The following is a 15,289-nucleotide window of genomic DNA, read 5'->3' as shown; positions in this document are numbered from 1 at the left end:
AATTACTGGGAAATATTGAGTAAATGAAAAAGATTATAGATTTCACGGTCAAAGAAAACCAAAGGTTGAACGATGATACCATCTTATTGGTATTACATTCACCGGAACTCCCGGAGATAAAACCGGGACAATTTGTCAATGTCCGGGTAGACCATTCTCCGTCAACCTTTTTAAGAAGACCGATATCCGTACATGATGTAGATAAAGAGCAGGGATTACTTTATCTTTTCATCAAGATCGTGGGATGCGGCACTTCAACCATGGGAGAATTGCAACCCGGAGAGAAGTTGAATGTTATACTGCCTTTGGGTAATAGCTTCACTATACCTTCTTCTGGTAGACCATTATTAATTGGTGGCGGTTGTGGAGTAGCTCCTATGTTACATCTTTCTCGGGAAATGAAAGCCCGGGGATTATCTCCGGTAGTTTTAATCGGGACTCGCGCTAGTAAAGATATTCTTCGTAAGGAGGAATTTGAAAAATACGCCACGGTTTATTACACGACCGAGGATGGTTCTTTCGGGGAAAAAGGATACGTGACACAACATTCAATATTGAATGAAACATTTGACAGTATCTTTTGTTGTGGTCCCGAAGTGATGATGAAAGCAGTTGCCGCTTATGCTAATTCTAAAAATATAGAGTGTGAGGTGTCTTTGGAAAACACGATGGCATGTGGCATCGGGGCTTGTTTATGTTGTGTGACAGACACGAAAGAAGGCAACAAATGCGTGTGTACGGAAGGTCCTATTTTTAATATAAAAGACTTGAAATGGCAGATTTAAGCATCAATATCAACGGTTTATCTTTAAAGAATCCCGTGCTTACGGCATCCGGGACTTTCGGCTACGGAACAGAATTTCAAGATTTTATTGATCTTGAACGTTTGGGAGGATTTATCGTGAAGGGTACAACTCTCAAGCATCGTGAAGGAAATCCTTATCCCCGTATGGCGGAAACTCCTTCCGGGATGTTAAATGCCGTGGGATTGCAAAACAAAGGTGTCGATTATTTTATAGAACATATTTACCCGACTATCAAAGATATCAAGAGTAATATTCTTGTTAACGTTTCCGGCTCTACTGTCAGCGATTACGTGGCGACGGCAGAAAAAATCAATGAATTGGAAAATATTCCCGGGATAGAATTGAATATCTCCTGCCCGAACGTGAAAGAAGGCGGAATGGCTTTCGGTACCTCGTGTGCATCTGCATCCGAAGTGGTGAAGGAAGTTCGTAAGGTTTATAAAAAACACTTGATGGTGAAATTGTCACCCAACGTGACTAGTATTCAAGAAATTGCCCTCGCGGCGGAGAGCGCCGGAGCGGATTCCGTTTCTTTGATCAACACGCTTATGGGGATGGCAATAAATGCCAAAACGAGAAAACCGGTTTTGAGTACGATAACCGGGGGATTAAGCGGACCATGCGTGAAACCCGTGGCACTCCGGATGGTATGGCAAGTTGCCAAAGCTGTTAAAATTCCGGTGATAGGTTTAGGTGGAATTTGTAGTGCAACCGATGCCATCGAATTTCTACTTGCCGGAGCATCCGCAATACAAATCGGAACGGCGAATTTTATTGACCCGACTGTGACAATCAAAGTGATTGATGGGATTAATGAATACCTCGACCAGAACGGTTTCAAATGCTTGAGAGATATTATCGGTTTAATTTAACTTGACTCTCTTACATCTGAGTTGATTTCTGTAACGCTTAGATGTAAGAGAAGTCTTTATTTCTCGTAATCTTCAAAACTCCCGTCTTCAAAAAAGAGAACAATCCGTTTAATTTTCTTTGTCGGAGATTTGGCAATCGCTTTACCGATAATTTCTATTTCTGTTTTCTTTTCTTTTTCTTGAATCGGGGTGTCTGTTTGTTTTTTAGGCTCATCCAAATCAAATAAGGTAGGTTCCTCGGAAAAATGATTATTCTCTTTTTTAGAGGAGGAAGTATACATGGAGCCATTCCCGGTTATCAACCAACCTAAATCTATATCCGGAAAAGTTTTTGCAATATTATTGATAATATCAAATCCCGGTTTATTTCTTCCGGCTAGAATATGAGAGATCGTGGAGGCATTCACTCCAATCAGAGCGGCAAATTTAGTTGCGGTTAATCCTCTTTGCTCTATAATTTGATTTAATCGTTCTTGCATAACTCCCTCCTTTTGTAAAATTCCACATTACAAATGTAATGCTTCTTGTTGAGTTTTCAAAATTACATTTGTAATGGAGTGTATTTACAAATGTATTACATAGAATGAGGAGTAAGAATGTAATAACTGGATTATATTTATATTACTCTAATAAACAATTAGTTCGATTGTATTTATAACATTACAGATTTAACGCTACTTCAAATAATTGATATATCATTAATATTCAACTACTTAATAACAATAGATGTCTTGTTTTTATATTCGAGTAAAACTTCGTAAAAACAGTATAACATATTGGTAAATAGATATATAACTTATATTGTTTACATTTATTCACAAGAACTTAAGGATCGGGATAGAGAAAATAAAGGTTTTCACTTGAATTATCACAATAGAATAGATGAATATACATATTGGTTTTCAGTATATTAAATTCAATTGTATATAGATGTTAATACATCATTTCGCCTTTATGGATCATATCTCCTATCTTTCTGACATGATTAAATTCTGTTTTTTCCTAGAACTTGATGACATTACAAATGTAATCACAAGTATCAATAATATTTTATTTACAAATGTAACATTCGTGTGCTTTGTTATCTGCTTTAAAATCTTTACATTTGAAAAAATAAAAAATCAAGTCATGACGATACAAGAGAAACTTACAGAATTAAGAAGGATTATGCGACGTGAGAATATTTCCGCTTATATTATATCCGGTACAGATCCTCACAATAGTGAATATCTTCCCGCTCCTTGGCAACAAAGAAAATGGATATCCGGTTTTACCGGCTCGTTCGGAACCGTAGTGGTAACAAACGACGCTGCCGGATTGTGGACGGATACCAGATATTTTATTCAAGCAGAACAGGAATTAGCGGGTTCCGGTATCGCGTTGCATAAACTTCGGATACCGGGTGCCGTGGATTACCCGCAATGGTTGTCCGAAGTGTTGGAAGCTGACTCTAAAGTAGGTATAGATGGATTTTGTATGTCTGTTAGCGATGTGCGCAATCTAAAGAACGTGTTGTCCCCCAAGAATATCACTGTACAAGAACAGATTGATTTACTTGGAGAAATGTGGTTAGACCGTCCTGCTTTCCCTATGGGAGAATTAATGCGATTGGATTTGAAATATGTCGGAGAATCGGCAAGTGAACGCGTTGCACGTGTACGACAATTTATTTCGGCTCAAGGCAGTGATGTCATGCTGTTTAGCTGTTTGGACGAAATCGCTTGGATGTACAATATTCGTTGTAATGATATATCTTACAATCCTCTGGCGATAGCCTATGCCATAGTGGAGAAGGAAAAAGCCCATTTATTTATTAAATTGGATAAAGTAACCCCGGAAGTTCAACAACAGTTACAGGCAGATGGTATTGAATTGCATGATTATCACCATTTATTCTTATTTCTGGATGAACAGGACAAAGAGAAGAAGTATTTGGTAGACACGAATACTTGTAATTATGCCGTGTACTATCATTTAGCAAAACGGTTCGAAACGAAGGAAGTGGAATCACCTGTACCGTTAATGAAATCAGTGAAAAACGAAACAGAACTGGAAGGCTTCCGGTTGGCTTGTAAAAAAGACGGTGTGGCATTGACAAAATTCTTCTACTGGTTGGAAAAGAATTTGACGAAGAGAACGATTACGGAACTTGAAGCCGCGGAGCAATTAGGTAAATTCAGGGCCGAGAACGAGGGCTATATGTCGGATAGTTTCGGATGTATTTCAGCGTATGGAAAAAACGCCGCTCTACCGCATTATTCCGCTACACCGGAACAACAGTCCGAATTACAACCGAAAGGGTTATATCTGGTGGATTCCGGGGCACAATATATACACGGTACAACGGATGTTACAAGAACGATGCCGTTAGGTGAATTAACTCGTTTGGAGAAAGAAGATTACACCTTGGTTTTGAAAGGAATGATTGACCTTAGTCGGCTATATTTCCCTAAAGGCTCAAAAGGATGTAATATTGACATAGTTGCAAGGTTGCCTTTATATATGAATTTAAGAAATTTCGGACATGGAACCGGACACGGTGTCGGGTATTTCCTAAATGTTCACGAGGGACCGCAATCCATACGCCCTGACCTTAAAAATCAAGAAATACTTCCCGGGATGGTTACTTCCAATGAACCGGGTTTATATCGAGAAGGTTTACATGGTATCCGCCACGAGAATTTGATTGTTTGTCAACCTAAAGCGGAGAACGAATTTGGCGAATTTTATCAGTTTGAAACCATCACACTCTGCTATTTTGATACATCCGCCCTTTTAGTTGAATTGTTGACTAAAGAGGAAATCGAATGGCTAAATGAATATAATGAGCGGGTTTATAAAGAGGTTTCGCCTTATTTGACGAATGAGGAAAAGGAATGGTTGAAAGAAAAAACTCACAATATTTAAGTGATAAAAAAAACGCCTTTTTCAAGGCGTTTTTTATTGAGATTATATTTGTTTATTCTTTTGTATAAGGCGTAGATTTTCCTTTTTGATATACGACAATACCTAATATACCATAACTGGATACATTAATAACAGCAGCTGTTTCAAGTATATAACTTCCAGCTTCTAAGTTTTTAGCAAAGGTCGCTTCATTTATTGTAAGTTCTCTCGTATTAGTTAAATCTGATTCCGTAAACTCAGCAACAATTGTTGCTCCATCATATAGAGTTTCGGAAGTTGTTTTTTTAGCTAAAACCATATATGCCGTCGCATTTTTCACCTTATTAAATTCAACAGTCAATCCCTTTCCTCCTTCAAAACTTATAGTACTTTCAAATTTACTCTCCATTACTTTATCTAAACTTTGGTACGATACTGTTGTTGAAGCTGATTCACCACTTGCGTTAGAGGCTATGATAGAGTATGATATTTTTGAATAGTCAGGGGTAGATGTGGAACTTCTAGTTTGATATGCATAAGGAGTGATTTGTTGCATGGACATGATTCCACTAGAACCTGTTGCTTTGCAATCAGTCATTGCCTCACTAGATTGAACTAAACAATAAGGAGTAAACTCGTAACTTACTGTTATTGTTGGTTCTTCCCCCTCTTGACCGGGATTACTCGTTTCATTTACAACTTGTTGTAGATACCCTCCTGCTACAATCTGAAAATCTGGATCGTCACTCTTCAAGCAGGATGTTAAGGAGAACACCGCTGCGAATAAAATTAAGCATTGTTTCAAATTTAAAAATGTTTTCATTTTAGCTGTTTTTTATAGTTTAAAATATTCGTAATCGCATTTGATTTTTGAAATTACACTGCGAATATTCGCAAAAAAACGATAGGATGCAAAAAAAACGGCAGCTTTTTAGTTGGTAATGAATTTTTTTTATTTTTTCGCGTAACGAACGCAACCATTTGCGCAAAACCGCATCTAAGAAATAAGTTATCAATGTGTAATTTGGACAAAATAGTAGAGCGATGCAAGAAAGGAGACAGAAAAGCGGGAGAACAACTATATAATATGTTCTCTGCTAAAATGTTTGCTATATGCATTCAATACTCCAAATCACGCGAAGAGGCTGAAGATAACTTACAGGATGGTTTTATAAAGATACTGGAGTCTATCAGGCAATACACGGGCAAAGGCTCCTTTGAGGGATGGATGAAACGTATATTTATTAATACCGCGTTGGAAAAATACAGGAAAAACCGTTCTCTGCAAGTTGTCGAAGAAGTCCCGGAAGTAATGGATGAAGACGATATTGATGATAATTTGAGCATTCCGTCGGACGTGTTGTTCGAGTTTGTCAATCAATTACCGGAAAAGTATCGGTTGGTGTTCAACTTGTATGTCATGGAGAACATGCAACATAAGGAAATCGCCGCGATGTTGGGTATTTCTGACGGTACGTCAAAATCCAATCTGGCACGGGCAAAAGATATTTTGAAAAAGAAGATAAATGCATATTTGAGAGATGAGTGAGAATTTAGAGAAATTGTTTAAAAATGCCATGGAACAGGTTTCCGTCGAGCCTCCGGCACGAATATGGGAAAGGATTGATTCCCACTTCGTGGTGAAGCAACGACGCTTGAAACGCATATATACATATAGCGGAATTGCGGCTGCTGTTATTTTACTGCTGTGCATCACTTTTGTTATTCCCAATCAACAAGACACTCTCTACTCTCCCACTCCTATTGCCGCTATACAACCAATTGATAACTCTCAGGATGAAAACCGAATACTAGCATTTACTTCAACTCCTCATTCAATTCCGGCAGTTACCCGTAAACGGGAAACAAGACAGTCCGGTATGGATTCGGGGACAATCACTCCCGTGGAACTCGCGATTCAATCTTCAAGCGGTCTGGAAGTGGAGCAGCCCGAGAGTGAATTGAAAAAAACAAGTGTTCGCGCGGAATTTATCCCGTTGGTAAACGGGAATGCCCTGCAAAATCAAAAGGAGTATATGGCTTTGTTGGATAGTCGAGCACCTGTTGCAAGTACTCCTAAAGAGAAAAAACTTTCCAAGGAAGAGAAAATATTTATGGTTGGAGGTTATATCTCCCCCGGGTATTCATCGGGAAATTACCATGTAAATAATCAAGCTGCTCGTTCCGCTCAATTTGATAACAGTTCGATGAGTGGTATATTCAATTTAGGTGGAGGGTTGACCTTTGCGGTGAAACCTAGCAAACGTATATCTATTGAAACAGGATTGGGATATTCCAGAATGGGACAAAAGACATCAGATGCACAGGTTTTCGTGCCTCGCGGTGATATGGTAAGTTATACTGCTAATACACATGCCTATACTCCACTTGGTAACGTGAAGAATCAAGCAAAAGCGACAGTTTCCAATTCAGAGAATTATTTGTCCTTAAAAGGAGAACAAGATGAAGAAGGAAGTATCGAGCAGCAATTTGATGCTATCGAGATCCCGTTAGCATTCCGTTTCCATTTGAACGATAACAAGATTCGTTTCAGTATATTGGGTGGTCTTGGTGCGAGTTTCCTCGTGCGTAATCATACTTACGTGAATTATAGCGGTAAAAAAGAATTAATGGGAGAAGCTGAAAATATTCGGACATTTAATGTCAGCACGAATGTCGGTTTCGGTATTGAATACCCGTTATCTAAATCCATTCGCCTTAAATTGGAGCCGGGATTCAAATATTATCTACAATCGCTTAGTAAGAATAGTGATATTGACTTCAAGCCTTATTCTTTCACTTTCTCTACCGGTATCGGGATTAATTTCTAATATTTCCGGTTCAAGATTTCACTAGCGATGATGGCTTGACGGATATCCAGTTCAAAATGCTTATTTGGGATTTCCGTTTGTTGCTCATTAGACGGTTCCTCTTCTTCCTCTTTAAATAAAGTCGTGATTCGTTTCCCTCGAACTTTTCGGGCTTCTTGTTGCATTCTTTCCAACATGGCATAGCGTTCTTCATCCGTTCTCCCAAAACCCGTGATACTTTCCTCTTTTTCTTTTTCCAGTTTTTCGGAAAGTTCCTCGTCTTGCCATACAGGTTGAAATATTTCTTGGGGTTTAAAAATTTCCGGTTGCTGCGTTATGACTACCGTGTCATCATCCGATTCATCAAAAAATTCTTCCGGCTGCTGTACAACCGGACGTGCATTTTTGGCTTTCTTTTCTTTGGAAGACTTTATTAACCCCACGGCTCCTGCCCCTAAAGTCAACGCCAAGTAAATAATCAAATCAAGTACGCTATCACTCATAATATCAATATATAAATGGCTTCAAAAGCCTTTCGTGAAACCTAAAATTTTATCAAATATACGTATTTTTCAAACACATGGAAACGATATCGAGAAAAATATTACACGAAACCATTTTTTATTTAAAGAAATACTATTCTTTTTTTTACCTTTGTCGGCAAAGTAATATTACGTTCATACAAAAAAATAAAATATCCGGATGAGAACGAAAAGAGCATTAATCAGTGTATTTGACAAAAGTGGGATTGTTGATTTTGCTAAATCGCTAAATTCTATGGGTTGGGAAATCATTTCTACCGGAGGCACATCCAAGAAGCTAAAGGAAGAAGGAATTAACGTGAAAGATATTTCCGACATAACCCGATTCCCAGAGTGTTTTGACGGTAGAGTAAAAACTCTTCACCCGAATGTAGAAGGAGGAATTTTAGCGATCAGGGACAACGAGAAGCATAAACAGCAAATGACCGAATTGGGGATTGAACCTATTGATATGGTCGTTTGTAATCTATATCCGTTCAAGGAAACCATTTTAAAAGCAGGAGTTTCACACGAGGAAATTATTGAAAATATTGATATCGGCGGACCGACGATGATTCGGGCAGCCGCGAAGAATTATCCTTTCGTGACGGTAATTACTGATCCGGAAGATTATAGTAAGGTGATAGAAGAAATTCAAGCAAACGGGGATACTTCTGTCGAAACCAAGGAATTATTAGCAGCGAAAGTGTTTATTCACACATCTCATTATGATGCTCTAATAGCCAACTATTTTTCAAAGAGATTGAATATCCAATCTCCGAAGACACTGACTCTGACTTACGAGAAGAAACAAGATCTTCGTTACGGGGAAAATCCCCATCAAGCTGCCACTTTCTACACGCAAGTGCAGGAAACAGAGGGAACTTTACCGGGAGCCGTTCAATTGCAAGGAAAAGAATTATCCTATAATAATATAGGTGATACCGACGGTGCGCTGGAAGCATTGAAAGAATTCGACGAACCGACAATCGTGGCAGCCAAACATGCCAATCCCTGCGGGGTCGGAAGTGCCGCTACATTAGCAGAGGCATTCAAAAAAGCGTATGATGCGGATCCGGTATCTATTTACGGCGGTATTGTTGCCGCGAACCGGGAAATAGACAAGGCCACGGCAGAAGTTATGGCACCCGTTTTCCTTGAGGTCGTTGTAGCACCCTCCTTCTCGGAAGAAGCATGTGCTATATTCGCGAAGAAAAAGAATTTAAGATTATTACAATTATCCGATATTACCAAGAGAGATTATACGTGTTCGAAAGCGAAAACTGTGCTCGGGGGATTGTTGATTCAAGACATGGATTTGCAACTTCTGGGCGGTGAATTACAATACGTGACCAATCGTCGTCCGACAGAAAAAGAACTGGAAGATATGCTATTCGCGTGGAAAGTGGTAAAACACACGAAATCCAACGCTATCGCTATCGCGAAAGATAAATGCACGACAGGGGTCGGTCCGGGACAAGTCAGCCGGATATGGGCTTTGGAGAATGCAATCCGTCAAGGCGGCGAACGTATTCCGGGTAGCGTGATGGCATCCGATGCCTTCTTCCCGTTTGCCGATTGCGTGGAAGCCGCTCACAAGGCCGGTATCACGGCTATTATTCAACCGGGCGGGTCTATCCATGACCAAGATTCGATTGACGCGGCAAACAAGTATGATATTGCGATGATTTTTACAGGAATGAGACACTTCAAACATTAATAGAATTATGGGTTTGTTTTCTTTTTTAACACAAGATATAGCGATAGACTTGGGAACGGCAAACACTATCATTATCATGAATGATAAGATGGTTGTAAACGAGCCTTCCATCGTGGCTATCGACAAAAAGACGGAAAAAGTGATTGCTATCGGCGAGAGAGCACGCCAGATGCAGGGTAAGACACACGAGTATATCAAGACCATTCGCCCTCTTCGCGATGGTGTGATTGCAGATTTTAACGCCGCTGAACAGATGATTCGGGGAATGATTAAAATGGCGAACGGGAAAAGCAAGTTCTTCTCCCCGTCCCTGCGTATCGTGGTATGTATCCCTTCGGGAAGTACCGAAGTGGAATTACGTGCCGTTCGCGACTCTGCCGAGCATGCCGGGGGACGTGACGTGTACATGATTTACGAGCCGATGGCTGCCGCCTTGGGTATAGGGTTGGATGTTGAAGCCCCGGAAGGAAACATGATCGTGGATATAGGTGGTGGTACCACCGAGATCGCGGTGATTTCTTTAGGGGGTATCGTGACCAACAAATCTATCCGTATTGCCGGTGATGACTTGACGGATGATATTCAAGAGTACATGAGGCATCAGCACAATATCAAAATCGGTGAGCGTACTGCCGAGGAAATCAAGATTCATGTAGGCTCCGCGCTTTCCGAGTTGGACGAACCGCCGGCCGATTTCGTGGTACAAGGTCCTAATCAAATGACCTCGCTCCCGGTTGAAGTGCCCGTGTCTTATCAAGAAATAGCACACTGTATCGAGAAATCCATTTCCAAGATCGAGATTGCTATTCTCGCAGCGTTGGAACAGACGCCACCGGAATTGTATGCCGATATCGTGAACAAGGGTATTTATCTCGCCGGTGGTGGAGCGTTGCTTCGCGGGCTCGACAAACGTTTGACCGACAAGTTGAATATTCCGTTCCATATTGCCGAGGATCCGCTTCGCGCCGTGGCACGAGGTACGGGTATCGCGCTAAAGAATGTAGATAGGTTCTCATTCCTTATAAGATAGTGATGTGAAAGAGATTATAAAACTTATATTAAAGTACCATTTTACTATAATTTTTATACTTCTGGAAATCGTAAGTTTCTCTCTGATTATTCGTCATAACGAGTATCAGAGAGCAATTTTCTCTCAACACGCCTCTACTCTATTCGGGAATATCTCGTCGGTGACTACTGACGTGAAAGATTATTTCCGGTTAAAGGAGATTAATGAAGCTCTTGCAGACGAGAACATTCAATTAAAGAAACGTCTGGAAGGATTCGAGGTATTGAGGGATACGGTTGTCAGGGGAATAGTTGTACAGGATAGTATACCCGTTTACGATTACACGGGGGCTAGGGTTGTGAACGCGACTTTCAACCGGGTGAAGAATTACATCACGATTGACCGGGGGCGTAAAAACTTCATCGAGAAAGAGATGGGCGTGGCCTCCCCGGAAGGAATTGTAGGTCTGATTCAAGACTTGAGTGACAACTACTCTATCGTTATTCCCTTGATTAACATCGATACCAGAATCTCAGCCAAGATAAAGAAGAATAATTATTACGGTTCTTTACAATGGGACGGTGACAATTATCGCTATTCTTACTTGAAAGATATCCCCTATCATGTTGATGTTGTAGAGGGTGACACGATCGTGACCTCCGGACTTTCCAAGATTTTTCCGGAAGGTATTATCGTGGGATACGTGGAAGCGGTAGATCGTGAAACGGCTAATTTCTTGAAGATAAAAGTCAGATTAGCGGTTGATTTCAAGCGATTGAATCACGTGTACGTGATCGAGAACAAAAAGAAGAACGAGCAAAACCTGTTAGAAGCCATAAACTATCATGAGTAATGTAAATTATCTTATCCATTTCGTGATTTTAGCCATTCTCCAGATCGTGATCGTGGATAATATCCATATTGGCTCCTATTTCTATATCAATATATATATTCTGGCCATTTTCATCCTGCCCTACAAGGTGAAAGGTATACCGTTACTTTTGTTCGGGTTCCTTTTGGGCTTTTTGATGGACTTGGCAGATAACACTGTTGGTATTCATGCGGCGGCTTCCACCTTTCTGGCCTATCTCCGCCCCCGGCTGTTATTGCTGACTTCCACGCGGGAAGAATTGGATGAAGCCCACGGGACGCTACGGTTGGATGACTTCAGGTGGTTTTTCAAATATTCTTTTTTATCCACGTTGTTTTTCAATATAGTCCTGATTTTCGCGGAAGCGTTCACGTTTAACGACATCACGATCACGCTTATACGGATTATTTTGAGTACCTTTATCTCCATGCTGTTTATCCTGCTTTACTATTTTATAGGAATCAAGAAAGTACAGCAATAGAGAATAGTGTGTTTCAATTGACTTAGTAACAGACTTTTGATATGAATAAATTCGGATACAGGAAAGGGATCATATCAGGTATTATCATAGCGGTATGCGCCATATATATGTTTCGCTTGTTTTCTTATCAAGTGATAGACGACACCTATAAAGTCATGGCGGACAACAATTCGCAGCGTACGGAAACTCAATATCCCGCGCGCGGGTTGATTTATGACCGTAACGGTAAACTTTTGGTGGATAACCAAGCCGCCTATGATTTGATGATTATTCCCCGGCAGGTAAAACAGTTTGATACATTGGAACTGATTTCGATTTTAGGTATATCCAGAGAATATTTAGAACGAAAGATTCAAGAATGTAAGGATTATTCAACATGGAAAGCATCTCCCCTGATCTCTCAGATCACGGGGCCTAAATATGCCGTACTTCAAGAAAAGCTATACCGTTACCCGGGTTTCTATATTCAGACCAGAACGTTACGCAAATATAACGTGAATCACTCGGCTGACGTGTTCGGGTACATCAGCGAGGTTACAAAAGAACAAATCGGTAAAGATACTTCTTATTCCCGCGGTGACTATGTCGGCGCGAACGGGTTGGAATATACATATGAAAAACATTTGAGAGGAACCAAAGGGAAAAAGATTTTATTAGTCGACCGTTTTAACCGGGTGAAAGGTTCCTTCGCGGACGGGGAATACGACCACGAGGCTGTCGTGGGAGAAGATTTACATACCACGTTAGATATCGACCTGCAAGAATACGCTTATCAATTAATGCAAAACAAAAAGGGCGGTATCGTGGCAATAGAACCCGGCACGGGCGAGATACTGGTAAAAATGTCCAGTCCGGGGTATGATCCGCAATTAATGGTCGGGCTAGACCGGGGGAACAATTACTCGAAGTTAATTCAAGACCCGCTAAGACCTCTCTTTGACAGAACGACCATGGCGCAGTATCCCCCCGGCTCTATTTTTAAAACTGTGCAAGCTCTTATCGGGTTGCAAACAAAGGCGATCACGACGAATACGCGGGTTTCATGCCACGGCGGAGCTCCTATTGTCGGCGGGCGGTTTATGAAATGCCATAACCACAGCTCTCCCGTCGATCTGGTGCAATCGATAGAGAACTCGTGCAATCCTTATTACGTGACCGTTTTCAAACAGATACTGGAATTACCGGAATACGGGAACGTGCGTAACGCTTACAATGAATGGCGAAAATACGTGACTTCCTTCGGGTTCGGGAGTAAGCTATGCCCCGACTTCACCAATGAAGTATCCGGTTCCATTCCCACACAGGGTTACTATGACAAAGTGCTGAAAACCCAAAAATGGTTCCCATCATACATTATCTCCCTTTCTATCGGTCAAGGTGAGTTATTAATCACTCCGATACAAATGGCAAACCTTGCAACTATACTGGCGAACCGGGGATATTACATGACTCCCCATGTCGTGCGTCCCACGGATGACGTTGCCAGACGTATCGAAAAACACGAAATCCCGATAGACCGAAAGCATTTCGAGCCCATTATCGAGGGGATGAAAATGGTTATCACTAAAGGCACGGGACGACGGGCGCAAGTGGATTCCGTCACGATAGCCGGGAAAACGGGAACGGTACAAAACCCGGAAGGTGACGACCATTCCGTGTTTATCGCTTTTGCCCCGGTAGAGAACCCCAAAATAGCGTTAATCGTGTATGTCGAAAATGGCGTGTGGGGTTCGCGTTATGCCGCCCCGATTGCCGGCTTATTGATAGAAAAATACTTGAAAGGCAAGATATCGGACAAGAAGAAACCACTGGAAAAAGAGATGTTCGAGGGAAATCTTATCAAAAACCTAACCATTAAAAGCAACGAGAAAAGTGATGAATAGCAGGTCTAATAAATTATTGGCGAATATTGACTGGGTGTCTATTTTGCTGTACATCTTGCTCGTCTTCATCGGTTGGCTGAATATATACGCGGCTGTTTATGACGAAGAACATAGTAGTATTTTCGATATAACCCAAAGGTACGGCAAGCAATTGCTATGGATCGGGGCTTCTTTCGTGTTGGCTTTCCTCGTGCTATTGACTGACAGTAAATTTTTCACGAGTTTCTCGCTCGTGATATACGGGTTTATGGTGTTCTTGTTGGTCGCCGTGCTTTTGTTCGGTACGGAAGCAAAAGGAGCCCGTTCATGGTTTGAAATCAAGGATATACGAATACAACCGGCAGAGTTTGCCAAGTTCGCCACCAATCTGGCTATCGCTTATGTTATGAGTCGTCACAATTTCAAGATGATGCGTTTTTCCAGCCTGCTCACGATCGGTGTCATACTTGCCATTCCGGCAGGATTGATTATTTTGCAGAACGATACGGGTTCGGCACTCGTGTACAGTAGTTTTATTCTCGTGCTGTTCCGGGAAGGGTTGCATGGCTCAATACTGTTGCTCTGCTTTATCGTACCCGTTATATTTATCATCTCCTTGCTTTATTCTCCTTTCGCGGTTTTGATAATTATCATTATCGGGACGTTGATAGCCTTCTATTATTACAGGCATAATATGCGGGAATTATTACAGATTGTAGCTTTTATCGCGGGTGGTTTCGGGTTATTCGTTCTGGTTGATTGGGTGTTCCACCTGTCTATCCCGTTCTATTATATGTTATTGAGCGTGTACATTGTAACGACAATCGCGGCCTTGTTCCCGATTTACCAGCGGAAGATGAAATACATGATCGCGTTGCTTCTTGTATCTTGGCTATGCGTGGGAGCTGCGCTTTCCGTTGATTATGCTTTTGACCATCTTCAACCTCACCAGCAAGATCGTATAAACGAACTTCTGGGTATAAAGGTTGATCCCAAAGGTTCGGGCTATAACGTGATTCAGTCTAAAATAGCCATCGGCTCCGGCGGGTTTTTCGGGAAAGGTTTTTTGCAGGGAACACAGACGAAATTCAATTTCGTACCGGAGCAAAGTACTGACTTTATTTTCTGTACCGTGGGTGAGGAATGGGGATTCCTTGGTAGTTCCGTCGTGATTTTATTATTAATGGCGTTCATTTTGCGAATGATAAAGTTGGCAGAACGACAGCGTTCTGCTTTTTCGCGCGTATACGGGTACGGGGTAGCTTCTATCCTATTCTTCCATGTCGCAGTGAATATCGGAATGACGATAGGTCTGGTACCCGTGATCGGGATTCCGCTCCCGTTTTTCAGTTACGGGGGCTCCTCCTTATGGGCATTTACCATACTTATTTTCATCTTCTTAAGATTAGACGCGAACAGATTGCAAGTATTCAGGTAAAAACCTTGCGGAT

At 41.2% G+C, this 15,289-nt stretch carries 14 protein-coding genes; 11 read left to right on the top strand and 3 right to left on the bottom strand.

The window, feature by feature from the left end:
* Positions 1–23: 23 nt before the first annotated feature.
* Together H8S64_RS06235 and H8S64_RS06230 are read left to right on the top strand one after the other, a co-directional pair.
* Positions 24–785, top strand: a complete 762-nt coding sequence (locus H8S64_RS06235; RefSeq protein WP_186975378.1) for a dihydroorotate dehydrogenase electron transfer subunit — start codon at positions 24–26, stop codon at positions 783–785.
* On the top strand, positions 773–1,678 hold the full coding sequence (locus tag H8S64_RS06230) for a dihydroorotate dehydrogenase (RefSeq protein ID WP_099292458.1): 906 nt from the start codon (positions 773–775) through the stop codon (positions 1,676–1,678). Before H8S64_RS06235 ends, H8S64_RS06230 begins: the two co-directional genes overlap by 13 nt.
* 56 nt (positions 1,679–1,734) lie before the next feature.
* Here the strand turns inward: H8S64_RS06230 and H8S64_RS06225 are convergent, their stop codons facing one another.
* The gene (locus H8S64_RS06225; RefSeq protein ID WP_099292457.1) at positions 1,735–2,157 is read right to left on the bottom strand and encodes a helix-turn-helix domain-containing protein; all 423 of its coding nucleotides are present in this window, start codon (positions 2,155–2,157) and stop codon (positions 1,735–1,737) included.
* Positions 2,158–2,806: 649 nt separating this feature from the next.
* On the opposite strand from H8S64_RS06225, the gene H8S64_RS06220 reads away from it, so the two are divergent.
* Positions 2,807–4,585, top strand: a complete 1,779-nt coding sequence (locus tag H8S64_RS06220) for an aminopeptidase P family protein (RefSeq protein WP_186975377.1) — start codon at positions 2,807–2,809, stop codon at positions 4,583–4,585.
* Positions 4,586–4,637: 52 nt separating this feature from the next.
* Here the strand turns inward: H8S64_RS06220 and H8S64_RS06215 are convergent, their stop codons facing one another.
* Entirely contained in the window at positions 4,638–5,387 is a 750-nt protein-coding gene (locus H8S64_RS06215) for a hypothetical protein (protein ID WP_186975376.1), read from the bottom strand.
* A gap of 192 nt (positions 5,388–5,579) precedes the next feature.
* On the opposite strand from H8S64_RS06215, the gene H8S64_RS06210 reads away from it, so the two are divergent.
* A complete protein-coding gene (locus tag H8S64_RS06210; RefSeq protein ID WP_099292454.1) occupies positions 5,580–6,113 on the top strand; it encodes an RNA polymerase sigma factor in 534 nt (177 codons plus the stop codon).
* A complete protein-coding gene (locus tag H8S64_RS06205) occupies positions 6,106–7,395 on the top strand; it encodes a porin family protein (RefSeq protein ID WP_186975375.1) in 1,290 nt (429 codons plus the stop codon). Before H8S64_RS06210 ends, H8S64_RS06205 begins: the two co-directional genes overlap by 8 nt.
* Here H8S64_RS06205 and H8S64_RS06200 read toward each other — a convergent pair.
* Complete coding sequence (locus H8S64_RS06200) at positions 7,392–7,877, bottom strand: hypothetical protein (protein WP_186975374.1); 486 nt, start codon at positions 7,875–7,877, stop codon at positions 7,392–7,394. The two genes, H8S64_RS06205 and H8S64_RS06200, sit on opposite strands and share 4 nt — an antisense overlap.
* A 199-nt stretch (positions 7,878–8,076) precedes the next feature.
* On the opposite strand from H8S64_RS06200, the gene purH reads away from it, so the two are divergent.
* From purH to rodA, 6 genes are read left to right on the top strand one after another with little or no spacing between them, the layout of a single operon-like run.
* Positions 8,077–9,615, top strand: coding sequence for a bifunctional phosphoribosylaminoimidazolecarboxamide formyltransferase/IMP cyclohydrolase (gene purH, locus H8S64_RS06195; protein WP_186975373.1), 1,539 nt, complete (start codon positions 8,077–8,079; stop codon positions 9,613–9,615).
* A gap of 7 nt (positions 9,616–9,622) precedes the next feature.
* Positions 9,623–10,645, top strand: a complete 1,023-nt coding sequence (locus tag H8S64_RS06190; protein ID WP_018336345.1) for a rod shape-determining protein — start codon at positions 9,623–9,625, stop codon at positions 10,643–10,645.
* 4 nt (positions 10,646–10,649) lie between these two features.
* Positions 10,650–11,477 (top strand): rod shape-determining protein MreC, encoded by an 828-nt coding sequence (gene mreC / locus H8S64_RS06185; RefSeq protein ID WP_186975372.1) that lies wholly within the window; start codon positions 10,650–10,652, stop codon positions 11,475–11,477.
* Positions 11,470–11,976 carry a rod shape-determining protein MreD gene (locus H8S64_RS06180; protein WP_099292449.1) on the top strand — a complete coding sequence of 169 codons (507 nt, stop codon included), beginning with the start codon at positions 11,470–11,472 and terminating at the stop codon, positions 11,974–11,976. The genes mreC and H8S64_RS06180 overlap by 8 nt, the downstream gene beginning before the upstream one ends.
* Positions 11,977–12,017: 41 nt before the next feature.
* Positions 12,018–13,859 (top strand): penicillin-binding protein 2, encoded by a 1,842-nt coding sequence (mrdA, locus tag H8S64_RS06175; RefSeq protein WP_186975371.1) that lies wholly within the window; start codon positions 12,018–12,020, stop codon positions 13,857–13,859.
* The gene (gene rodA / locus H8S64_RS06170; RefSeq protein WP_099292447.1) at positions 13,852–15,276 is read left to right on the top strand and encodes a rod shape-determining protein RodA; all 1,425 of its coding nucleotides are present in this window, start codon (positions 13,852–13,854) and stop codon (positions 15,274–15,276) included. Before mrdA ends, rodA begins: the two co-directional genes overlap by 8 nt.
* Positions 15,277–15,289: the final 13 nt, after the last annotated feature.

It is taken from the genome of Butyricimonas hominis, from assembly GCF_014287455.1.
Taxonomy (GTDB): domain Bacteria; phylum Bacteroidota; class Bacteroidia; order Bacteroidales; family Marinifilaceae; genus Butyricimonas; species Butyricimonas muris.
The sequence above is the reverse complement of the archived record's forward strand: the minus strand, read 5'-3'. Positions and strand labels throughout refer to the sequence as shown.

Bases quoted from the DNA above. Each gene is read 5' to 3' on its own strand.
- H8S64_RS06235 (WP_186975378.1), top strand. From the start codon at position 24: ATGAAAAAGATTATAGATTTCACGGTCAAAGAAAACCAAAGGTTGAAC.
- H8S64_RS06230 (WP_099292458.1), top strand. From the start codon at position 773: ATGGCAGATTTAAGCATCAATATCAACGGTTTATCTTTAAAGAATCCC.
- H8S64_RS06225 (WP_099292457.1), bottom strand. From the start codon at position 2,157: ATGCAAGAACGATTAAATCAAATTATAGAGCAAAGAGGATTAACCGCA.
- H8S64_RS06220 (WP_186975377.1), top strand. From the start codon at position 2,807: ATGACGATACAAGAGAAACTTACAGAATTAAGAAGGATTATGCGACGT.
- H8S64_RS06215 (WP_186975376.1), bottom strand. From the start codon at position 5,387: ATGAAAACATTTTTAAATTTGAAACAATGCTTAATTTTATTCGCAGCG.
- H8S64_RS06210 (WP_099292454.1), top strand. From the start codon at position 5,580: ATGTGTAATTTGGACAAAATAGTAGAGCGATGCAAGAAAGGAGACAGA.
- H8S64_RS06205 (WP_186975375.1), top strand. From the start codon at position 6,106: ATGAGTGAGAATTTAGAGAAATTGTTTAAAAATGCCATGGAACAGGTT.
- H8S64_RS06200 (WP_186975374.1), bottom strand. From the start codon at position 7,877: ATGAGTGATAGCGTACTTGATTTGATTATTTACTTGGCGTTGACTTTA.
- purH (WP_186975373.1), top strand. From the start codon at position 8,077: ATGAGAACGAAAAGAGCATTAATCAGTGTATTTGACAAAAGTGGGATT.
- H8S64_RS06190 (WP_018336345.1), top strand. From the start codon at position 9,623: ATGGGTTTGTTTTCTTTTTTAACACAAGATATAGCGATAGACTTGGGA.
- H8S64_RS06180 (WP_099292449.1), top strand. From the start codon at position 11,470: ATGAGTAATGTAAATTATCTTATCCATTTCGTGATTTTAGCCATTCTC.
- mrdA (WP_186975371.1), top strand. From the start codon at position 12,018: ATGAATAAATTCGGATACAGGAAAGGGATCATATCAGGTATTATCATA.
- rodA (WP_099292447.1), top strand. From the start codon at position 13,852: ATGAATAGCAGGTCTAATAAATTATTGGCGAATATTGACTGGGTGTCT.